This window comes from Leclercia sp. M50, assembly GCF_037150775.1.
GTDB lineage: Bacteria > Pseudomonadota > Gammaproteobacteria > Enterobacterales > Enterobacteriaceae > Enterobacter.
In genome coordinates, this window is sequence record NZ_JBBCPK010000041.1 from 1 (window position 1) to 20,499 (window position 20,499).

The 20,499-nt window shown below is 57.0% G+C and carries 20 protein-coding genes; 17 read left to right on the top strand and 3 right to left on the bottom strand.

The window, feature by feature from the left end:
- Nucleotides 1-1,517, top strand: a 1,517-nt coding sequence (gene pyrG / locus WFM46_RS11850) for a glutamine hydrolyzing CTP synthase (RefSeq protein WP_336997671.1), incomplete at its 5' end; no start/stop codon positions are given.
- An 82-nt stretch (nucleotides 1,518-1,599) separates the two neighbouring features.
- Nucleotides 1,600-2,895 carry a phosphopyruvate hydratase gene (eno, locus tag WFM46_RS11855; protein ID WP_103180931.1) on the top strand — a complete coding sequence of 432 codons (1,296 nt, stop codon included), beginning with the start codon at nucleotides 1,600-1,602 and terminating at the stop codon, nucleotides 2,893-2,895.
- 56 nt (nucleotides 2,896-2,951) lie between these two features.
- Here eno and WFM46_RS11860 read toward each other — a convergent pair whose 3' ends face one another.
- A complete protein-coding gene (locus WFM46_RS11860; protein WP_336997672.1) occupies nucleotides 2,952-4,166 on the bottom strand; it encodes a glycosyltransferase in 1,215 nt (404 codons plus the stop codon).
- 251 nt (nucleotides 4,167-4,417) lie between these two features.
- Here WFM46_RS11860 and queE point away from each other — a divergent pair, with 251 nt between their 5' ends.
- Nucleotides 4,418-5,089, top strand: coding sequence for a 7-carboxy-7-deazaguanine synthase QueE (queE, locus tag WFM46_RS11865; RefSeq protein WP_180209483.1), 672 nt, complete (start codon nucleotides 4,418-4,420; stop codon nucleotides 5,087-5,089).
- Nucleotides 5,090-5,178: 89 nt separating this feature from the next.
- Here the strand turns inward: queE and queD are convergent, their stop codons facing one another.
- The gene (gene queD, locus WFM46_RS11870; RefSeq protein ID WP_180209484.1) at nucleotides 5,179-5,538 is read right to left on the bottom strand and encodes a 6-carboxytetrahydropterin synthase QueD; all 360 of its coding nucleotides are present in this window, start codon (nucleotides 5,536-5,538) and stop codon (nucleotides 5,179-5,181) included.
- A 307-nt stretch (nucleotides 5,539-5,845) separates the two neighbouring features.
- Here queD and cysJ point away from each other — a divergent pair, with 307 nt between their 5' ends.
- The 3 genes from cysJ to cysH all read left to right on the top strand — a co-directional run bounded on the left by cysJ (nucleotide 5,846) and on the right by cysH (nucleotide 10,197).
- On the top strand, nucleotides 5,846-7,651 hold the full coding sequence (gene cysJ, locus WFM46_RS11875; RefSeq protein ID WP_336997673.1) for an NADPH-dependent assimilatory sulfite reductase flavoprotein subunit: 1,806 nt from the start codon (nucleotides 5,846-5,848) through the stop codon (nucleotides 7,649-7,651).
- On the top strand, nucleotides 7,651-9,363 hold the full coding sequence (cysI, locus tag WFM46_RS11880) for an assimilatory sulfite reductase (NADPH) hemoprotein subunit (RefSeq protein ID WP_103180923.1): 1,713 nt from the start codon (nucleotides 7,651-7,653) through the stop codon (nucleotides 9,361-9,363). Before cysJ ends, cysI begins: the two co-directional genes overlap by 1 nt.
- Before the next feature lie 99 nt (nucleotides 9,364-9,462).
- Nucleotides 9,463-10,197 (top strand): phosphoadenosine phosphosulfate reductase, encoded by a 735-nt coding sequence (gene cysH, locus WFM46_RS11885; RefSeq protein WP_103822701.1) that lies wholly within the window; start codon nucleotides 9,463-9,465, stop codon nucleotides 10,195-10,197.
- 74 nt (nucleotides 10,198-10,271) lie between these two features.
- Here the strand turns inward: cysH and WFM46_RS11890 are convergent, their stop codons facing one another.
- Nucleotides 10,272-11,315, bottom strand: a complete 1,044-nt coding sequence (locus tag WFM46_RS11890; protein WP_159339795.1) for an aminopeptidase — start codon at nucleotides 11,313-11,315, stop codon at nucleotides 10,272-10,274.
- A gap of 240 nt (nucleotides 11,316-11,555) precedes the next feature.
- Between WFM46_RS11890 and cysG the strand changes: the two genes are divergently transcribed.
- From cysG to WFM46_RS11945, 11 genes are all read left to right on the top strand, one after another.
- The gene (gene cysG / locus WFM46_RS11895; RefSeq protein ID WP_214422347.1) at nucleotides 11,556-12,914 is read left to right on the top strand and encodes a siroheme synthase CysG; all 1,359 of its coding nucleotides are present in this window, start codon (nucleotides 11,556-11,558) and stop codon (nucleotides 12,912-12,914) included.
- 155 nt (nucleotides 12,915-13,069) lie between these two features.
- Nucleotides 13,070-13,978 carry a sulfate adenylyltransferase subunit CysD gene (gene cysD / locus WFM46_RS11900; RefSeq protein ID WP_015963247.1) on the top strand — a complete coding sequence of 303 codons (909 nt, stop codon included), beginning with the start codon at nucleotides 13,070-13,072 and terminating at the stop codon, nucleotides 13,976-13,978.
- A gap of 9 nt (nucleotides 13,979-13,987) precedes the next feature.
- Nucleotides 13,988-15,415, top strand: coding sequence for a sulfate adenylyltransferase subunit CysN (gene cysN / locus WFM46_RS11905; protein ID WP_336997674.1), 1,428 nt, complete (start codon nucleotides 13,988-13,990; stop codon nucleotides 15,413-15,415).
- Nucleotides 15,415-16,020, top strand: a complete 606-nt coding sequence (cysC, locus tag WFM46_RS11910; RefSeq protein WP_103180918.1) for an adenylyl-sulfate kinase — start codon at nucleotides 15,415-15,417, stop codon at nucleotides 16,018-16,020. Before cysN ends, cysC begins: the two co-directional genes overlap by 1 nt.
- Before the next feature lie 58 nt (nucleotides 16,021-16,078).
- A complete protein-coding gene (locus WFM46_RS11915; protein ID WP_103180917.1) occupies nucleotides 16,079-16,402 on the top strand; it encodes a DUF3561 family protein in 324 nt (107 codons plus the stop codon).
- Nucleotides 16,403-16,569: 167 nt separating this feature from the next.
- Nucleotides 16,570-16,881 carry a cell division protein FtsB gene (ftsB, locus tag WFM46_RS11920; RefSeq protein ID WP_032613637.1) on the top strand — a complete coding sequence of 104 codons (312 nt, stop codon included), beginning with the start codon at nucleotides 16,570-16,572 and terminating at the stop codon, nucleotides 16,879-16,881.
- 19 nt (nucleotides 16,882-16,900) lie between these two features.
- Nucleotides 16,901-17,611, top strand: coding sequence for a 2-C-methyl-D-erythritol 4-phosphate cytidylyltransferase (ispD, locus tag WFM46_RS11925; RefSeq protein ID WP_336997675.1), 711 nt, complete (start codon nucleotides 16,901-16,903; stop codon nucleotides 17,609-17,611).
- Entirely contained in the window at nucleotides 17,611-18,090 is a 480-nt protein-coding gene (gene ispF / locus WFM46_RS11930; protein WP_048959481.1) for a 2-C-methyl-D-erythritol 2,4-cyclodiphosphate synthase, read from the top strand. Before ispD ends, ispF begins: the two co-directional genes overlap by 1 nt.
- Nucleotides 18,087-19,136, top strand: coding sequence for a tRNA pseudouridine(13) synthase TruD (truD, locus tag WFM46_RS11935; protein ID WP_336997676.1), 1,050 nt, complete (start codon nucleotides 18,087-18,089; stop codon nucleotides 19,134-19,136). Before ispF ends, truD begins: the two co-directional genes overlap by 4 nt.
- The gene (surE, locus tag WFM46_RS11940; RefSeq protein WP_103180914.1) at nucleotides 19,117-19,878 is read left to right on the top strand and encodes a 5'/3'-nucleotidase SurE; all 762 of its coding nucleotides are present in this window, start codon (nucleotides 19,117-19,119) and stop codon (nucleotides 19,876-19,878) included. The genes truD and surE overlap by 20 nt, the downstream gene beginning before the upstream one ends.
- On the top strand, nucleotides 19,872-20,498 hold the full coding sequence (locus WFM46_RS11945) for a protein-L-isoaspartate(D-aspartate) O-methyltransferase (protein WP_336997677.1): 627 nt from the start codon (nucleotides 19,872-19,874) through the stop codon (nucleotides 20,496-20,498). The genes surE and WFM46_RS11945 overlap by 7 nt, the downstream gene beginning before the upstream one ends.
- Nucleotide 20,499 lies beyond the last annotated feature (1 nt).

Here is a 20,499-nt window from a genome sequence, read left to right on the forward strand (position 1 = left end):
TGGATCCGTACATCAACGTCGATCCAGGTACCATGAGCCCGATCCAACACGGGGAAGTGTTCGTTACTGAAGACGGCGCTGAAACCGACCTGGACCTGGGTCACTACGAGCGCTTCATTCGCACCAAAATGACCCGCCGTAACAACTTCACGACTGGCCGTATCTACTCCGACGTTCTGCGTAAAGAGCGTCGCGGTGACTACCTGGGCGCAACCGTTCAGGTTATCCCACACATCACCAACGCCATTAAAGAGCGCATCATTGCTGGTGGTGAAGGCCACGACGTCGTGCTGGTAGAAATCGGCGGTACCGTAGGCGATATCGAATCCCTGCCGTTCCTCGAAGCGATCCGTCAGCTGGCGGTTGATATTGGTCGCGAACACGCGCTGTTCATGCACCTGACCCTGGTGCCTTACATGGCTGCCGCAGGTGAAGTGAAAACCAAACCGACTCAGCACTCCGTTAAAGAGCTGCTCTCCATCGGTATTCAGCCAGATATTCTGGTCTGCCGCTCCGATCGTGCGGTTCCGGCCAACGAACGTGCAAAAATTGCATTGTTCTGTAACGTGCCAGAAAAAGCCGTTATTTCAATGAAAGATGTCGATTCCATTTATAAAATTCCGGGCCTGTTGAAATCACAGGGCCTGGACGATTATATTTGTAAACGATTCAGCTTGAACTGTCCGGAAGCTAACCTGTCTGAATGGGAACAGGTTATTTACGAAGAAGCGAACCCGGCAGGCGAAGTGACTATCGGTATGGTCGGCAAGTACATCGAACTGCCGGACGCCTATAAGTCCGTTATCGAAGCGCTGAAACACGGTGGCCTGAAAAACCGCGTAACCGTCAACATCAAGCTGATCGATTCGCAGGATGTTGAAACCCGCGGTGTAGAAATTCTGAAAGATCTGGATGCTATTTTGATCCCTGGCGGCTTCGGCTACCGTGGCGTTGAAGGCAAGATCGCCACCGCACGCTATGCGCGTGAAAACAATATTCCTTACCTCGGCATTTGCCTGGGTATGCAGGTTGCACTGATTGAATTTGCCCGTAATGTGGTGGGCATGGAAAACGCGAACTCTACGGAATTTGTGCCAGACTGTAAGTACCCTGTTGTGGCGCTGATTACCGAATGGCGCGACGAAGAAGGTAACGTCGAAGTCCGTACCGAGAAAAGCGATCTGGGTGGCACGATGCGTCTGGGTTCTCAGGCTTGCCAGCTCTCTGATGACAGCCTGGTACGCCAGATGTACGGTGCGCCAGTCATCACTGAACGCCATCGTCACCGTTATGAAGTGAACAACCTGCTGTTGAAACAAATTGAAGCTGCGGGTCTGCGTATTGCGGGCCGCTCCGGGGATGATCAGTTGGTCGAGATCATCGAAGTGCCGAACCACCCGTGGTTCGTTGCCTGCCAGTTCCACCCGGAATTTACTTCTACGCCGCGTGATGGACATCCGCTGTTTGCTGGCTTTGTGAAAGCCGCGACGGAGTTCCAGAAGCGTCAGGCGAAGTAAGAAAAGTTAGAACGGCAACGCGTACCAGAGGTACGCGTTGTTTGTCTGGAGTTTTAGTTTAACTTGTACTGAGGAAAATCTAATGTCCAAAATCGTTAAAGTCATCGGTCGTGAAATCATCGACTCCCGTGGTAACCCGACTGTTGAAGCCGAAGTACACCTGGAAGGTGGTTTCGTAGGTATGGCTGCTGCGCCGTCAGGTGCTTCTACTGGTTCCCGCGAAGCGCTGGAACTGCGCGATGGCGACAAATCCCGCTTCCTGGGCAAAGGCGTAACCAAAGCGGTTGGCGCAGTAAACGGTCCTATTGCTCAGGCAATCCTTGGCAAAGATGCCAAAGATCAGGCTGGCATTGACAAGATCATGATCGATCTGGACGGTACTGAAAACAAATCTAACTTCGGTGCGAACGCAATCCTGGCTGTTTCCCTGGCTAACGCCAAAGCAGCAGCTGCTTCTAAAGGTCAGCCACTGTTCGAACACATTGCTGAACTGAACGGCACTCCAGGCAAATACTCTATGCCAGTTCCGATGATGAACATCATCAACGGCGGTGAGCACGCTGACAACAACGTCGACATCCAGGAATTCATGATTCAGCCGGTTGGCGCGAAAACTGTTAAAGAAGCCATCCGTATGGGTTCTGAAGTTTTCCATCACCTGGCAAAAGTTCTGAAAGCCAAAGGCATGAACACCGCTGTTGGTGACGAAGGTGGTTATGCACCTAACCTGGGTTCTAACGCCGAAGCACTGGCCGTAATCGCTGAAGCAGTTAAAGCAGCAGGCTACGAGCTGGGCACCGACATCACCCTGGCGATGGACTGTGCAGCATCTGAATTCTACAAAGACGGTAAATACGTTCTGGCTGGCGAAGGCAACAAAGCCTTCTCTTCCGAAGAGTTCACTCACTTCCTGGAAGAGCTGACCAAACAGTACCCAATCGTCTCCATCGAAGATGGTCTGGACGAGTCTGACTGGGATGGTTTCGCATACCAGACTAAAGTCCTGGGCGACAAAATCCAGCTGGTTGGTGATGACCTGTTCGTAACCAACACCAAAATCCTGAAAGAAGGTATCGAGAAAGGCATCGCTAACTCCATCCTGATCAAATTCAACCAGATCGGTTCTCTGACCGAAACTCTGGCTGCGATCAAAATGGCGAAAGACGCTGGTTACACTGCCGTTATCTCTCACCGTTCAGGCGAAACTGAAGACGCGACCATCGCTGACCTGGCTGTTGGTACCGCTGCTGGCCAGATCAAAACCGGTTCTATGAGCCGTTCTGACCGTGTTGCTAAATACAACCAGCTGATTCGTATCGAAGAAGCGCTGGGCGAGAAAGCACCTTACAACGGTCGTAAAGAGATCAAAGGTCAGTAATTCACGCTGAACTTTCATCTTTAGAAAAACCCGCTTCGGCGGGTTTTTTTTTATCATTACACCGTCGGTACGCGATGACGTGTGCATACCGCCTGTTCAATAATTTCGGCAGCCCGTGCTGCCCCTCCGGCATTTATCAGCTGAGTCTGGAGGGCGGTGATGCGCTGCGTGTACTGCTTATTTTCCAGCAGGTCGAGAAGATGCTGGCTGAGCGTGCGGCTCGGCGAAAAACGGCAGGCCTTCAGGCCAATGCCGCTGAAGACCACTCGGGCGGCGACGCCTGGCTGATCAAACGCCAGAGGTACGGCGAGGATCGGCGTGGCGGTGGCGATGGCATCCATAACCGTATTCAGCCCTGCGTGGGTGATGACGGCGCTGGCATCGCGCAAGACCGCCAGCTGATCGGTAAATCCTACGGTTTGCGCCCCCGCACGCGCCAGCCGGGCGGTTTGACTTGCATTGAGTCTGTCACAGTGGGCAATAAGCAAGGGCACACCAGCCTGTCGGCAGGCGCGGGCAATCGTGCGGAACAGCCCGTAGCGGTAGCCCTGGAGCGTGCCCAGTGAGGCAAAAACAAACGGCTTCTTATTGCCGGAAGAGACCGTTAGCGGATCGTAGCGTAGCGGGCCTACCTCATGGAAGCAGGCGGGCAAGGTGCGTGGAAAATCAAAGCCCGGGATGGTCTGGCTGATTTGCGCCAACGGCGACAGGCATTGATCCAGCCTGGTGCGCGAGGGCAGACCAAACGCCCGGGCATGACAGGCAATGACCCGCCCCTGTTTCGACATCAGCCAGTCATAAACATCCGCGCTGGAGGCGTATAATTTCCGGCTGCGATTGCTGGTGCCATAGCGAAAAGGCATCACCGGCAAGGGAATGGTGTTATCCCGGTTTACCGGCAGGGCGCAGCAGATGGAGATAAAGGGCAGGTTGAGCGCTTGTGCAACCAGCCCTCCTGCCGGCTCCATCTGATCGACAATCACGGCGTCAATATTGTGCTGTCTGAAGGCAAGAGGCAGTTCACGGCACAGCATATCGGTAACGCTTGCCATGTCTGATATCAGGCGGAAAAAACCCGGCTCGTGCATCGCAGACGGCGTCGGGTGACCCACGGCGATGAAGTGCGCCTGCGGTTCCCTGAGCAGCGTGCGGGCCTCTTCCTGCTGAAAAAAAGTGACCCGATGGCCGCGCACGATAAGGTGTTTTGCCAGTGCTTCCATAGCGCGCATATGGCTGTATAACGGTAGCGTTATTACCGCAAAATGGCTCATTCTGCTTGTCCAGTATTCTGATGGCTACTCAGTCAAAAGGGTTAACGTCGACAGCCGGGTGGGCGATATCTTAAAAGCGTAGCGTAAGTTTTAATGTTTTTAACATTGCCTTCTGACCACGGCTTTCCACCCTAAGGCTGTTAACCTGGCTATCCTTAAACTGACAGGAATAAAATCGTGACCGGGGTTGTTTTGCCTGATTATGTGCGATCTGCAATAATGCCCCCCCGTAAATCTGACCAGAGATAACTATGCAGTACCCGATTAACGAGATGTTCCAGACCCTGCAAGGCGAGGGTTACTTCACCGGCGTTCCCGCTATTTTTATTCGTCTGCAGGGATGCCCGGTTGGCTGTGCCTGGTGTGATACCAAACATACCTGGGAAACGCTTAGCGATCGGGAAGTGTCACTGTTCAGCATTCTGGCGAAAACCAAAGAGAGCGACAAATGGGGCGCAGCAAATCCGGAAGATCTGCTGGCGATCATTGGTCGTCAGGGCTGGACGGCGCGCCATGTGGTGATCACCGGCGGTGAACCTTGCATTCACGATCTGATGCCGCTCACCATGCTGCTGGAGAAGAACGGCTTTAGCTGTCAGATTGAGACCAGCGGCACCCATGAAGTGCGCTGCTCCCACACCACCTGGGTGACGGTATCGCCAAAAGTCAATATGCGTGGCGGTTACGAGGTATTGTCCCAGGCGCTGGAGCGCGCGGACGAGATAAAGCATCCGGTCGGTCGCGTCCGCGATATCGAAGCGCTGGATGAACTGCTGGCGACATTAACCGACGACAAACAGCGGGTGATTGCCCTGCAGCCGATCTCTCAAAAAGAGGATGCCACGCGCCTGTGCATCGAGACCTGTATTGCGCGTAACTGGCGTCTGTCGATGCAGACCCACAAATACCTGAATATCGCCTAAAAAAAGCCCGGTGGCGCTTGCGCTTACCGGGCCTGCAATTTCCAGTATGGTAGGTCGGGTAAGCGAAGCGCCACCCGACACTATGTTAATTATCCGCGATAGACACAGCCTGCGGTGCAGGTCTCTTTGATCATTACCGCACTCAGCAGCGGCACCAGCGGTTTGATCTCGTTCCAGATCCATTTTGCCAGCACTTCGCTGGTCGGGTTTTCAAGACCCGGAATATCGTTCAGATAGTAATGATCGAGGCGATCGTAGGTCGGCTTGAAGGCGGCCTTCAGCTCGGCAAAATCCATGATCCAACCGGTATGCGGATCGACTTCACCCGTGATCTCCAGACGCACCATAAAGGAGTGTCCGTGCAGACGACCACATTTATGCCCTTCCGGGACGTGAGGCAGATGGTGGGCGGCTTCGAAGATGAAATCTTTAAACAGTGTGGTGGACATCGTGGACTCTCAAAAATGCGGAAAAAACCGCCGTAGAGTACCGGAAAGTACATTTTTTATCATTAACTAAAACGGGCATTATGGTCAGGGGCACCTGAAAGCGTAATAAGGGCTGTTTTTTATTTTATTTTTCAAAGGGATAGTTAATCACTTTTATTGTTAAGAACAATAGCTAAAAGAGGTTAGTCCATTTGGTTATTTATTATTTCCATCCTGTCTTTAATTGTTATGATCCGCGCCGTTAACCTTACACTCTGTTCTGTCTTTCAGATAAAAATTCAGCTTTGCTACTGGAACATAACGACGCATGACAACACAGGCCCCACCTTCAAATTTGCTTCCCCTGAACCCGGAGCAACTGGCACGCCTGCAGGCGGCCACCACTGACTTTTCACCCACCCAGCTGGCCTGGGTATCCGGTTATTTCTGGGGAATGCTCAATCAACAGCCGGGGGCTGTGGCGAGTGCGCCGGCTACGGCTGTAGAGATCCCGGCAATCACGCTTATCTCCGCCTCGCAAACCGGCAACGCCCGTCGCGTGGCGGAAGCCCTGCGCGACGATCTGCTCGCAGCCAAACTGAACGTGAACCTGGTGAACGCCGGGGACTATAAATTTAAGCAAATCGCGTCAGAGAAGCTGGTTATCGTTGTGACCTCAACCCAGGGCGAAGGTGAGCCGCCTGAAGAAGCGGTTGCGCTGCATAAGTTCCTGTTCTCGAAAAAAGCGCCAAAACTGGCGGGCACCGCCTTTGCGGTCTTCGGCCTTGGCGACTCTTCCTATGAATTCTTCTGCCAGTCGGGCAAAGATTTCGACAGTAAACTGGCCGAGTTGGGGGCAGAACGCCTGCTGGACCGCGTCGATACCGACGTTGAATATCAGGCTGCGGCGGCCGAATGGCGCGCACGCATTGTCGAGGTGCTGAAAGCCCGCGTGCCGACCGGGACGCCAGCCCAGGCGGCAGCCACCGCCGCTGGCGCAGTCAACGACATTCACACCAGCCCCTACACCAAAGAAGCCCCGCTGACGGCGAGCCTCTCGGTAAACCAGAAAATTACCGGTCGCGATTCAGAAAAAGATGTGCGCCATATCGAAATCGATCTCGGCGACTCGGGTCTGCGCTACCAGCCGGGTGATGCCCTTGGCGTCTGGTACCAGAACGATCCGGCGCTGGTGAAAGAGCTGGTTGAGCTGCTGTGGCTGAAGGGTGACGAGCCGGTCAGCGTGGAAGGCAAAACGCTGCCGCTCTCTGAAGCGCTGCAGTGGCATTTCGAGCTGACCGTTAATACCGCGAACATCGTGGAGAACTACGCCACGCTGACCCGCAGCGAATCCCTGCTGCCGCTGGTGGGCGATAAAGCCAGGCTGCAACACTACGCCGCCGCCACGCCCATCGTGGATATGGTGCGTTTCGCGCCAGCCCAGCTGGATGCCCAGGCGTTAATCGACCTGCTGCGTCCGCTGACGCCGCGCCTCTACTCTATCGCCTCTGCGCAGGCAGAGGTGGAGAACGAAGTCCACGTCACCGTGGGCGTCGTGCGTTACGACATCGAAGGGCGCGCCCGCGCCGGCGGCGCGTCGAGCTTCCTTGCGGATCGCGTGGAAGAAGAGGGCGAGGTGCGGGTCTTTATCGAGCACAACGACAACTTCCGCCTGCCCGCCAACCCGGAAACCCCGGTGATCATGATTGGTCCGGGCACCGGTATTGCGCCGTTCCGCGCCTTTATGCAGCAGCGCGCCGCTGACGAAGCGCCAGGTAAAAACTGGTTGTTCTTCGGCAACCCGCACTTCACCGAAGATTTCCTCTATCAGGTGGAGTGGCAGCGCTACGTTAAAGAGGGCGTACTGAGCCGCATCGATCTGGCCTGGTCCCGCGATCAGAAAGAAAAAATCTACGTACAAGACAAACTGCGCGAACAGGGCGCAGAGCTGTGGCGCTGGATCAATGACGGTGCCCACATTTATGTCTGCGGCGACGCCAATCGCATGGCGAAAGACGTTGAGCAGGCTTTACTGGAAGTGATTGCCCAATTCGGCGGTATGGATGCCGAAGCGGCGGATGAATATTTAAGTGAGCTGCGCGTCGAGCGCCGTTATCAGCGAGATGTCTACTAATGAGCGAAAAACATCCTGGCCCACTGGTGGTCGAAGGCAAACTGTCTGATGCCGAGCGCATGAAGGTTGAGAGTAACTACCTGCGCGGCACCATTGCCGAAGATTTAAATGACGGTCTGACCGGCGGTTTCAAAGGCGACAACTTCCTGCTGATCCGTTTCCACGGCATGTACCAGCAGGACGACCGCGATATCCGCGCCGAGCGTGCTGAACAGAAGCTGGAGCCGCGTCATGCGATGCTGCTGCGCTGCCGCCTGCCGGGTGGCATCATCACCACCAAACAGTGGCAGGCGATCGACAAGTTTGCCGGTGAAAATACAATTTACGGCAGCATCCGTCTGACCAACCGTCAGACCTTCCAGTTCCACGGCATTCTGAAGAAGAACGTGAAGCCGGTACACCAGATGCTGCACTCCGTCGGGCTGGACGCGCTGGCGACCGCCAACGACATGAACCGTAACGTGCTCTGCACCTCTAACCCGTACGAGTCCGAGCTGCATGCCGAAGCGTACGAGTGGGCGAAGAAGATCTCCGAGCATCTGCTGCCGCGTACCCGCGCTTATGCCGAGATCTGGCTCGATCAGGAGAAAGTGGCGACCACCGACGAAGAGCCAATTCTGGGCCAGACCTACCTGCCGCGTAAGTTCAAAACCACGGTGGTGATCCCGCCGCAGAACGATATCGATCTGCACGCCAATGACATGAACTTCGTGGCCATTGCCGAGAACGGCAAGCTGGTGGGCTTTAACCTGCTGGTGGGCGGCGGTCTCTCTATTGAACACGGTAACAAAAAGACTTACGCCCGTACTGCGAGCGAGTTTGGCTATCTGCCGCTGGAGCACACCCTTGCGGTGGCGGAAGCGGTAGTGACCACCCAGCGCGACTGGGGTAACCGTACCGATCGTAAAAACGCCAAGACCAAATACACCCTTGAGCGCGTGGGCGTTGAGACGTTCAAAGCCGAAGTGGAACGCCGTGCGGGCATCAAGTTTGAGCCGATCCGCCCGTACGAATTCACCGGGCGTGGGGATCGTATTGGCTGGGTAAAAGGTATCGACGATAAATGGCACCTGACGCTGTTTATTGAAAATGGCCGTATCCTGGACTATCCGGGTCGCCCGCTGAAAACCGGTCTGCTGGAGATCGCGAAGATCCACCAGGGCGAGTTTCGTATCACCGCCAACCAGAACCTGATCATTGCCGGCGTGCCGGAAAGCCAGAAGGCGAAGATCGAGAAGCTGGCGCGGGATCATGCCCTGATGGAGGCGGTTAAACCGCAGCGCGAAAACTCCATGGCCTGCGTCTCGTTCCCGACCTGTCCGCTGGCGATGGCTGAAGCTGAGCGTTTCCTGCCGTCGTTCACCGACAAGGTCGAAGCGATTCTGGAGAAACATGGCATTCCGAACGAACATATCGTGATGCGCGTGACCGGCTGCCCGAACGGCTGCGGCCGCGCGATGCTGGCCGAGCTGGGGCTGGTGGGCAAAGCGCCAGGGCGCTATAACCTGCACCTGGGCGGTAACCGTATCGGCACCCGTATTCCGCGCATGTTCCGGGAAAACATCACCGAGCCGGAAATCCTTGATTCCATCGACCTGCTTATCGGGCGCTGGGCGAAAGAGCGCGAAGCGGGTGAAGGCTTCGGCGACTTTACGGTGCGTGCGGGCATCATTCGCCCGGTGCTCGATCCCGCACGGGATTTCTGGGAGTAACCCACCCTTTGCCCGGTGGCGCTTCGCTTACCGGGCCTACGGGTTTTGTAGGCCGGGCAAACGCAGTGCCGCCCGACAAAACAGGCAAACGAGGTTCTTATGTCCGTACTCGATCTAAACGCCCTTAACGATCTGCCAAAAGTCGAACGCATTCTGGCGCTGGCCGAAACCAACGCCCAGCTGGAGAAGCTGGACGCCGAAGGGCGTGTCGCCTGGGCGCTGGAAAATCTGCCGGGCGAATATGTGCTCTCGTCGAGCTTCGGTATTCAGGCGGCGGTCAGCCTGCATCTGGTGAATAAAATTCGCCCGGATATCCCGGTGATCCTCACCGATACCGGCTACCTCTTCCCGGAAACCTATCAGTTTATCGATGAGCTGACGGACAAGCTTAAGCTGAACCTGAAGGTCTACCGCGCAGAGCAGAGCGCGGCCTGGCAGGAAGCACGCTACGGCAAGCTGTGGGAGCAGGGCGTCGAGGGCATTGAGAAATATAATGCCATCAACAAAGTTGAGCCGATGAACCGGGCGCTGTCCGAGCTCAACGCCAAAACCTGGTTCGCCGGCCTGCGCCGGGATCAGTCCGGTAGCCGGGCCTCTTTACCGGTTCTGGCGATCCAGCGCGGGGTGTTCAAGGTGCTGCCGATTATCGACTGGGACAACCGGACCGTATACCAGTACCTGCAACAGCATGGCCTGAAGTATCACCCGCTGTGGGATCAGGGCTATCTGTCGGTAGGGGATACCCACACTACCCGTAAATGGGAGCCGGGTATGGCAGAAGAAGAGACCCGTTTCTTTGGCCTCAAGCGCGAGTGCGGGCTGCACGAAGGGTAATGTTTTGCCCGGTGGCGGCTACCCCTTACCGGGCCTACAAATGCGCATCCTGTCGGCCCGGTAAGCGCAGGGCCTCAGGCTTTCCCCGCTTTCGCCAGCTCTTTCACCAGCGGCAGCATCACCCGTACCACATCCCGGCTGCGGTGTTCAATCCGCTGTGGCAATGCCTTGTCGATGTGCTGTAGATTATCCAGCCTGACGTCGTGCCAGCTTGTTCCCGCTGGAAACGCTTTTGATTTTGCCTGCTGCTGATAACCATCCTTTTTGCCCAGGGACCAGTTGGTCGCTTCGACATATAGCACCGGGATCCCGGCTTTATCGAACACCTCGCCATCATTGCAGCAGCCGGTGCCTTTCGGATACGCGGCGTTGCCGCCCGGGTTGGTGGCAGCATAGATGCCGTGGGCGCGGGCAATCGCCAGCGCGCGGTCGCGGGTTAACTTGCGTACCGGTCCTGGGGTGGTTTTGCCGCTGTTGAAATAGAGCTTATCCCCCACAATCAAATTATCGAGGTTGATCACCAGCAGGGTGTTTTTCTTCTCGGCCGCGCTCATGCGTTTAAGGACATTCTCGGCACCCAGCCGTCCCTCTTCCTCGCCGCTGGTGGCGATAAAGCGGATGCTGTACTGGGTGGGAATATTCTTTAGCTGATCGGCCAGCTCCAGCATCACGCCGACCCCAGCGGCATTATCATCAATGCCCTGTAACGTGAGGCCGCCAAGATTGTTGTCGGCATCGCTGTCGCTCATCGGAGCATAGGTGTCGAGGTGCGCCAGAATAATAATCTGCTGCGCGGCTTTGCCTTCATGGGCCGCAATCACGGTACTGCCGGTGACGTTGTGCCAGTTTTTACTCAGATTACGTGAGGTATAGATGTAGCGGCTCTGAAATGTGCGGATATCGCTCTGGTAGCCCATCCCGGCGAACTGCTGGCGCACGTAGTCAGCGGAGAGCATTTCGGCGGGGGTGCCGGTCATCCGACCCGGGAAAAAGGTGGCAATATGACGTGCCTGCGTCGCGGCCATCTCACCCAGGGGCGAGGTCTTAGCCTGAACCGTTCCGATTAAGCAAACGCCGAGCGCCAGGGCAGCGTATCGGTGGCGCATTGCGGAAAACATAGTGAGTCCTTAAAAAAATAACGCAAAATTTTAACGCGCTTAGTATGAAACTGTGACCGCGCTTACACAATTTGATTTGCGCTTAAATGCCCGGAATGTCGCGCGTTAAGCACTTTTTGATATGAGCTTTTTCAGGGCGTTATTCCATTGAGTAACTACTCATTCCAATTCGTAATTTCATTCGCTCGTAGCCGCCCCCTATAGTCCCCCTATTCCTGGTTGTTAGCGAGTTGTAGCATTGTGGATTACCTTCCTTTATTCGCTGCTGTAAAAGACCGCCCGGTGCTGGTTGTCGGCAGCGGCGAAATCGCTGAGCGCAAAATTGCCTTTTTACATCGGGCAGGCGCTCGCGTGCAGGTTGTTGCCGAAGCGGACTTTGCTGAAGCGCAAATCGACAATGTGGTGCTGGTGATTGCCGCCACCGAAAACCGGGCGCTCAACCAGCGCGTCTCCGATGCCGCCCACGCCCGTCACCGCCTGGTGAACGTGGTGGACGACCAGCCGCTCTGCTCCTTTATCTTTCCGTCAATTGTCGATCGCTCGCCGCTGCTGGTGGCGATCTCTTCTGGCGGGACTGCCCCGGTGCTGGCCCGCGTCTTGCGGGAAAAAATCGAAGCGCTGCTGCCGACAAGCCTGGGCCGCATGGCCGAGAAGGCCAGCTACTGGCGCAACCATCTGAAAACCCGTCTGACCAGCGTGGCGGAACGCCGTCGCTTCTGGGAGCGCGTATTTCGTGGCCGTTTTGCCAGCCTGATGCAGGCCGGTAATGAGACGGCAGCGCAACAGCTTCTTGAAGACGAACTCGATAACCCCGGCAGCACTGGCGGGGAGATTATTCTGGTAGGCGCCGGGCCAGGCGATGCTGGCCTGCTGACCCTGCGGGGGTTGCAGGTGCTGCAGGACGCCGATGTGGTTTTCTATGACCACCTGGTGAGCGACGGCGTGCGCGAGCTGATTCGTCGCGACGCCGAGCAAATCTGTGTGGGCAAACGCGCGGGCGGGCACGCTGTTCCCCAGCACGATACCAACCAGATGCTGATTGCGGCGGCCAAAGCGGGCAAAACCGTGGTACGCCTGAAAGGCGGCGATCCGTTCATCTTTGGTCGCGGTGGCGAAGAATTGCAGGCGGCAGCCGAAGCGGGCGTACCTTTCCAGGTAGTGCCGGGGATCACCGCGGCCTCGGCGGTCACGGCTTATGCCGGCATTCCCCTGACGCACCGTGATTACGCCCAGAGCGTTACTTTTGTCACCGGCCACTACAAGGCCGACAGCACCCCGTTTGACTGGACGCATCTGGCGCAGAGCCGTCAGACCCTCGCCATCTACATGGGCACCATGAAAGCGGCGGAGATCGGCGAACAACTGATTCGACACGGGCGCGATGCGAATACCCCGGTCGCGGTGATATCCCGCGGCACGCGCGTCGATCAGCATGTGTCGATCGGAACACTACAACACCTTGCAACCCTGGCGAAAGACGCCCCGATGCCCGCCCTGATTGTGGTGGGGGAAGTGGTGCAGCTGCACAGCACGCTCGCCTGGTTCCAACATACAACCGACACAGAAGGCTTTAGTTCTTCTGTTATCAATTTGGCTTAGTCCTGGAGCAACAGGCTATTTTATTTGCCATTTTTGCCCCGGGCTGTGCTCGCAATCCTCACGTACTTGAGTACGCTCCGGTTGCTGTGCGCAGGCCGTGACAAAACTGGCTGCAACAATAACGCCTGTTGCACCAGGCCTTATAAGGAACAGTTATGGATCAAAAACGACTGACGCACCTGCGGCAACTGGAAGCGGAGAGTATTCATATTATCCGCGAAGTGGCCGCTGAGTTTGCAAATCCGGTAATGATGTACTCCATCGGCAAAGACTCCAGCGTAATGCTGCACCTGGCGCGTAAAGCGTTTTATCCGGGCACGCTGCCGTTCCCGCTGCTGCACGTGGATACCGGCTGGAAATTCCGCGAAATGTATGAGTTCCGTGACCGTACCGCCAAAGCCTACGGCTGTGAACTGCTGGTGCATAAAAACCCGGAAGGGGTGGCGATGGGCATTAACCCGTTTGTCCACGGCAGCGCCAAGCACACCGATATCATGAAAACCGAAGGGCTGAAGCAGGCGCTGAACAAATACGGCTTTGATGCCGCTTTCGGTGGCGCCCGCCGCGATGAAGAGAAATCCCGCGCCAAGGAGCGTATCTACTCCTTCCGTGACCGCTTCCACCGCTGGGACCCCAAAAACCAGCGTCCGGAGCTGTGGCACAACTACAACGGCCAGATTAACAAGGGCGAAAGCATCCGCGTCTTCCCGCTCTCCAACTGGACCGAGCTGGATATCTGGCAGTACATCTATCTGGAAAATATCGAGATTGTTCCTCTGTACCTGGCGGCTGAACGCCCGGTGCTGGAGCGCGACGGCATGCTGATGATGATCGACGACGATCGCATCGACCTGCAGCCAGGCGAAGTGATCAAAAAGCGGATGGTGCGCTTCCGTACCCTCGGCTGCTGGCCGCTGACCGGCGCGGTGGAATCCGACGCGCAAACGCTGCCGGAGATTATTGAAGAGATGCTGGTTTCCACCACCAGCGAGCGACAGGGGCGCGTGATTGACCGCGACCAGGCAGGCTCGATGGAGCTGAAGAAACGTCAGGGTTATTTCTAAGGAGCCGCCATGAATACCACTATTGCTCAACAGATCGCCAATGAAGGCGGCGTCGAAGCCTACCTGCACGCCCAGCAGCACAAAAGTTTGCTGCGTTTTCTGACCTGCGGCAGCGTGGACGACGGAAAAAGCACCCTGATTGGCCGTCTGCTGCACGATACCCGTCAGATCTATGAAGATCAGCTCTCTTCCCTGCACAACGACAGCAAGCGTCATGGTACCCAGGGCGAAAAACTCGATCTGGCCCTGCTGGTGGATGGCCTGCAGGCGGAGCGCGAGCAGGGCATCACCATCGACGTGGCCTATCGCTATTTCTCCACCGAGAAGCGCAAATTTATCATCGCCGATACCCCGGGGCACGAGCAGTACACCCGCAATATGGCGACCGGCGCCTCCACCTGTGACCTGGCGATCCTGCTGATCGATGCCCGTAAAGGGGTGCTGGATCAGACCCGTCGTCACAGCTTTATCTCCACGCTGCTGGGGATCAAGCACCTGGTGGTGGCGGTTAACAAGATGGATCTGGTGAACTTCAGCGAAGAGAAGTTTAACGAGATCCGCGAAAGCTACCTGACCTTTGCCGAGCAGCTGCCGGGCAATCTCGATATCCGCTTTGTGCCGCTCTCGGCGCTGGAAGGGGATAACGTCGCTTCCCAGAGCGTGAGCATGCCGTGGTACAGCGGCCCAACGCTGCTGGAAGTGCTGGAGACCGTTGAGATCCAGCGCGACGTGGATACGCAGCCGATGCGCTTCCCGGTGCAGTACGTTAACCGCCCGAACCTCGATTTCCGCGGCTTCTCCGGCACGATTGCCTCCGGCAGCGTGCGCGTAGACCAGCGCGTGAAGGTACTGCCGTCCGGCGTTGAGTCAGCGATTACCCGCATCGTGACCTTCGATGGCGATCTGCAGGAAGCGGGTGCCGGCGAAGCAGTCACCCTGGTGCTGAAAGATGAGATCGATATCAGCCGCGGCGATCTGCTGGTGGATGCGCAGGAGTCGCTGCCTGCGGTACAGAGCGCCGCGGTGGATGTGGTGTGGATGGCCGAGCAGCCGCTGAGCCCGGGCCAGAGCTACGACATCAAGATTGCCGGGAAGAAAACCCGCGCCCGCGTCGACGGCATTCAGTATCAGGTCGACATTAACAATCTGGCGCAGCACAGCGTGACTGAACTGCCGCTGAACGGCATTGGACTGGTGGATTTCACCTTCGACGAACCGCTGGTACTGGACGAGTATCAGCAGAACCCGGTGACCGGCGGGCTGATTATTATCGATCGTCTGACCAACGTCACCGTTGGCGCAGGGATGGTGCGCGAACCTAAAGCGCAGGCGAGCGCGGTGCCGTCTGAATTCAGCGCCTTTGAACTGGAGCTCAACGCGCTGGTGCGCAAACACTTCCCGCACTGGGGCGCGCGCGATCTGCTGGGAGGCAAGTAATGGCGCAGCATGATGAGAACGTCGTCTGGCATCCTCATCCGGTCACGGTGGCCGAACGCGAACAGCTCCACGGTCACCGTGGGGTTGTGCTGTGGTTTACCGGGCTCTCGGGGTCCGGTAAGTCCACCGTCGCGGGGGCGCTGGAAGAGGCGCTGCATAAAGCGGGCGTCAGCACCTATCTGCTGGATGGCGACAACGTGCGCCACGGGCTGTGCAGCGATCTGGGCTTTAGCGATGCGGATCGCAAAGAGAACATCCGTCGGGTGGGCGAAGTGGCCAGCCTGATGGCCGATGCCGGGCTGGTGGTGTTAACCGCCTTTATCTCACCGCACCGCGCCGAGCGGCAGATGGTACGTGAGCGGGTGGGGAACAGCCGCTTCATTGAAGTGTTTGTTGATACCCCGCTGGAAATATGCGAGCAGCGCGATCCGAAGGGACTGTACAAAAAGGCCCGCGCTGGCGAGCTGAAGAACTTCACCGGCATTGATGCGGTTTACGAAGCGCCGGAAAACCCCGATATTCACCTGCAAGGCCAACAATTGGTAACAAATTTGGTGGGTCAATTATTAGACCTGCTCCGGCAGGGCGATATTATCAGATCCTGAGATGGTATTGATGGGGATGCTTAATCTCCATCAATATGTCACGGTCACAGGATCAGCTATGCGGAACAGTGAAAACTACATCATCACCGGGTCGGACACAGTATCGGCACATGACGAGACGACCTGGTCTTTTCCTGGGGCGATTGTCGGCTTTGCGTCATGGCTGATGGCACTGGGGATCCCTTTCCTGTTTTACGGCAGCAATACGCTGTTTTTCTTCCTTTATACCTGGCCTTTCTTTCTGGCGCTGATGCCCGTTGCCGTTGTGGTAGGGATCGCGCTCCACTCTCTGCTTCACGGCAAGCTGCTCTACAGTTCGTTTATCACCGTCTTAACGGTGGTCGCTATGGTGGGACTGTTATTTTTGTGGCTCATGGGATAAGTTCATCCATAATTCAAACCGTAACCAACTATGTGACATTGTTGGCTTGCGCGAATCTGCAAAAAAAATGTGGTACATTTGCCCGCAATGTTGCGGCATCTCTGTAGCCCCGATGTAGAGTCATGGGGAAAGTTATGGGATGATGATGCCGTTTTTCAGGGGGCAGGATGGGTAAACTTACGCTGCTGTTGCTGGCTCTGCTGGTCTGGCTTCAGTATTCGCTGTGGTTCGGTAAGAACGGCCTTCACGATTACAGTCGCGTCAGCGATGACGTGACGGCGCAGCAGGCAACAAACAGCAAATTAAAAGCGCGAAACGATCAGCTGTTTGCGGAAATTGACGATCTCAATGGCGGACAGGAAGCCATTGAAGAGCGTGCGCGCAACGAACTCAGCATGACTAAGCCGGGCGAAACCTTCTATCGTCTGGTGCCGGATGCGTCTAAACGCAACCAGGGCTCAGTACAAAACACTCGATAATCAGGCCCAGGATTACGCCATGGCAGTAACTTTTTCCAACGTATGCGCCGTTGTGCCAGCCGCCGGGTTTGGCCGGCGCATGCAGACTGAATGTCCTAAACAATACCTTTCAATTGGTGATAAAACGATCCTTGAGCACACCGTGGCGGCGCTGCTGGCGAACCCACTCGTGACGCGGGTCGTTATCGCTATCAGCCCGGGCGACGCCCGCTTCGCCGCGCTGCCTCTTGCCCGCCACCCGCAGGTGACCGTGGTGGACGGTGGCGCAGAGCGTGCCGATTCGGTGCTGGCGGGACTGAAAGCCGCCGGTGACGCACATTGGGTACTGGTGCACGATGCGGCGCGCCCCTGTTTGCATCAGGATGACCTGGCGCGGCTGCTGGCCATCAGCGAAACCAGCCGCGTTGGTGGCATTCTGGCCACGCCGGTCCGCGATACCATGAAACGCGGCGAGCCCGGCCTGCCGGCCATCGCCCATACGGTGGAGCGCGTTGACCTCTGGCATGCACTCACGCCGCAATTTTTCCCTCGCGAGCTGTTGCACCACTGCTTAACCCGTGCGCTGAACGAAGGCGCAACCATCACCGACGAAGCCTCGGCGCTGGAGTACTGCGGTTTTCACCCGGAACTGATTGAAGGGCGCGCAGATAATATAAAGGTGACGCGCCCCGAAGATTTACAGCTGGCAGAATTTTATCTTACCCGTTCGACCCATCAGGAGAAGGCATAATGCGAATTGGACATGGTTTTGACGTACACGCCTTTGGCGGCGAGGGCCCAATTATCATTGGCGGCGTACGCATCCCTTATGAAAAAGGACTGCTCGCGCATTCTGATGGCGATGTTGCACTGCACGCATTAACCGATGCGCTACTCGGTGCGGCGGCGCTTGGCGATATCGGCAAGCTGTTCCCGGATACCGATCCGGCCTTCAAAGGGGCCGACAGCCGCGAGCTGCTGCGCGAAGCCTGGCGCCGTATTCAGGCCAAAGGCTATACCCTTGGCAACGTGGATGTGACCATTATTGCCCAGGCGCCGAAAATGCTGCCGCATATTCCTCAGATGCGCGTCTTTATTGCCGAAGATCTTGGCTGCCATATGGACGACGTCAACGTCAAAGCGACCACCACCGAGAAACTCGGCTTTACCGGCCGTGGTGAAGGCATTGCCTGCGAAGCCGTGGCGCTGCTGGTGAAGGCGGTGAAATGACGGACTTCGACAACCTGACCTACCTGCACGGTAAACCGCAGGGCACGGGGCTGCTGAAAGCCAACCCGGAAGATTTTGTGGTCGTCGAGGATCTGGGTTTCGAGCCGGATGGCGAGGGCGAGCACATTCTGGTGCGGATCCTGAAGAATGGCTGTAACACCCGTTTTGTGGCCGATGCGCTGGCAAAGTTCCTGAAAATTCACGCTCGTGAAGTAAGCTTCGCCGGGCAGAAAGACAAACACGCCGTGACGGAACAGTGGCTCTGCGCGCGGGTGCCGGGGAACGGGATGCCCGATTTAAGCCAGTTCCAGCTCGAAGGCTGCCAGGTGCTGGAATATGCCCGCCATAAGCGCAAGTTGCGCCTCGGCGCGTTAAAGGGCAACGCCTTTACCCTGGTGCTGCGCGAGGTAAGCAACCGCGACGAGGTAGAACAGCGTCTTAACGCCATCCAGGCGCAGGGTGTGCCGAACTACTTTGGCGCGCAGCGTTTTGGCATCGGCGGCAGTAACCTGCAGGGGGCACTACGCTGGGCGCAGAGCAATGCCCCGGTGCGCGATCGCAATAAACGCAGTTTTTGGTTGTCGGCAGCCCGCAGCGCGTTGTTTAATCAAATCGTCAGCGAGCGACTGAAAAAAACAGACGCGAATCAAGTTGTTGTCGGCGATGCGCTACAATTAGCGGGACGCGGCAGCTGGTTTGTCGCCACTGACGAAGAGCTGCGCGATGTGCAGGCGCGCGTCGAGGCAAAAACGCTGATGATCACTGCGGCCCTGCCGGGAACCGGCGACTGGGGTCCGCAGGGTGATGCGCTGCGCTTTGAACAGTCTGCCATCGCCGATGAAACAGAGTTATGCTCACTGCTGGTGCGGGAAAAAGTCGAAGCGGCACGCCGGGCGATGCTGCTCTATCCGCAACAGTTGAGCTGGAACTGGTGGGATGACGTAACCGTCGAGCTACGTTTCTGGCTGCCGGCAGGCAGCTTTGCCACCAGTGTTGTCAGGGAACTTATCAACACTTCGGGTGACTATGCGAATATTGCTGAGTAACGATGACGGGATCCATGCGCCAGGCATTCAGACGCTGGCGAAAGCGCTACGTGAGTTCGCCGAGGTGCAGGTGGTGGCTCCCGATCGTAACCGCAGCGGTGCCTCTAACTCGTTAACCCTCGAGTCGTCTCTTCGCACCTTTACCTTCGATAACGGTGATATCGCCGTGCAGATGGGCACCCCGACCGACTGTGTCTTTCTGGGGGTTAATGCGCTGATGCGTCCCCGCCCGGACGTGGTGGTCTCCGGCATTAATGCCGGACCCAATCTGGGCGATGACGTGATCTACTCCGGTACGGTGGCGGCCGCCATGGAAGGACGCCATCTCGGCTTTCCTGCCCTGGCGGTCTCGCTTAACGGCCATCAGCATTATGACACCGCCGCCGCGGTCACCTGCGCCATTCTGCGCGCGCTGAGCCGTGAACCGCTGCGCACCGGCCGCATCCTTAATATCAACGTGCCGGATCTGCCGCTGGATCAAATCAAAGGTATCCGCGTGACGCGCTGTGGCAGCCGCCACCCGGCGGATAAAGTGATCCCGCAGGAAGATCCGCGCGGCAACACGCTGTACTGGATTGGTCCGCCGGGCGAAAAACATGATGCCGGGCCGGATACCGATTTTGCCGCCGTAGATGAAGGCTACGTCTCCGTCACCCCGCTGCACGTCGATTTGACCGCGCATAACGCGCAGGATGTGGTTTCAGGCTGGCTGGATCGCGCCGGGGTGAGCTCGCAATGGTAAGCAATCGTGTACAAACTCTTCTGAATCAATTACGCAGTCAGGGCATTGCTGACGAGCGGGTGCTGGACGCCATCTCGCGGGTACCGCGGGAAAAATTTGTGGATGAGGCGTTTGAGCACAAAGCGTGGGACAACGTCGCATTGCCGATAGGGCAGGGGCAAACCATCTCCCAGCCCTATATGGTGGCGCGCATGACCGAGCTGCTGGAGCTGACCCCGGACTCGCGGGTGCTGGAGATTGGCACAGGTTCTGGATACCAGACCGCCATTCTGGCGCACCTGGTGCATCATGTCTGCTCGGTTGAGCGCATTAAAGGGTTGCAGTGGCAGGCGCGCCGCCGCCTGAAGCAGCTCGATTTACATAATGTTTCTACCCGTCACGGGGATGGCTGGCAGGGCTGGAAGGCACGCGGCCCGTTTGATGCCATTATCGTGACGGCTGCACCGCCTGAGATCCCGGCTGCGCTGATGGCGCAACTGGACGACGGCGGGATCCTCGTTTTACCGGTGGGCGATGAACACCAACTGTTGAAGCGTGTTCGTCGACGGGGCAACGAGTTTATTATCGATACCGTAGAAGCCGTACGTTTCGTGCCTCTGGTAAAAGGAGAGCTGGCCTGAG

Coding starts and splice junctions, on each gene's coding strand:
- eno (WP_103180931.1), top strand. CDS start 1,600: ATGTCCAAAATCGTTAAAGTCATCGGTCGTGAAATCATCGACTCCCGT.
- WFM46_RS11860 (WP_336997672.1), bottom strand. CDS start 4,166: ATGAGCCATTTTGCGGTAATAACGCTACCGTTATACAGCCATATGCGC.
- queE (WP_180209483.1), top strand. CDS start 4,418: ATGCAGTACCCGATTAACGAGATGTTCCAGACCCTGCAAGGCGAGGGT.
- queD (WP_180209484.1), bottom strand. CDS start 5,538: ATGTCCACCACACTGTTTAAAGATTTCATCTTCGAAGCCGCCCACCAT.
- cysJ (WP_336997673.1), top strand. CDS start 5,846: ATGACAACACAGGCCCCACCTTCAAATTTGCTTCCCCTGAACCCGGAG.
- cysI (WP_103180923.1), top strand. CDS start 7,651: ATGAGCGAAAAACATCCTGGCCCACTGGTGGTCGAAGGCAAACTGTCT.
- cysH (WP_103822701.1), top strand. CDS start 9,463: ATGTCCGTACTCGATCTAAACGCCCTTAACGATCTGCCAAAAGTCGAA.
- WFM46_RS11890 (WP_159339795.1), bottom strand. CDS start 11,315: ATGTTTTCCGCAATGCGCCACCGATACGCTGCCCTGGCGCTCGGCGTT.
- cysD (WP_015963247.1), top strand. CDS start 13,070: ATGGATCAAAAACGACTGACGCACCTGCGGCAACTGGAAGCGGAGAGT.
- cysN (WP_336997674.1), top strand. CDS start 13,988: ATGAATACCACTATTGCTCAACAGATCGCCAATGAAGGCGGCGTCGAA.
- cysC (WP_103180918.1), top strand. CDS start 15,415: ATGGCGCAGCATGATGAGAACGTCGTCTGGCATCCTCATCCGGTCACG.
- WFM46_RS11915 (WP_103180917.1), top strand. CDS start 16,079: ATGCGGAACAGTGAAAACTACATCATCACCGGGTCGGACACAGTATCG.
- ftsB (WP_032613637.1), top strand. CDS start 16,570: ATGGGTAAACTTACGCTGCTGTTGCTGGCTCTGCTGGTCTGGCTTCAG.
- ispD (WP_336997675.1), top strand. CDS start 16,901: ATGGCAGTAACTTTTTCCAACGTATGCGCCGTTGTGCCAGCCGCCGGG.
- ispF (WP_048959481.1), top strand. CDS start 17,611: ATGCGAATTGGACATGGTTTTGACGTACACGCCTTTGGCGGCGAGGGC.
- truD (WP_336997676.1), top strand. CDS start 18,087: ATGACGGACTTCGACAACCTGACCTACCTGCACGGTAAACCGCAGGGC.
- surE (WP_103180914.1), top strand. CDS start 19,117: ATGCGAATATTGCTGAGTAACGATGACGGGATCCATGCGCCAGGCATT.
- WFM46_RS11945 (WP_336997677.1), top strand. CDS start 19,872: ATGGTAAGCAATCGTGTACAAACTCTTCTGAATCAATTACGCAGTCAG.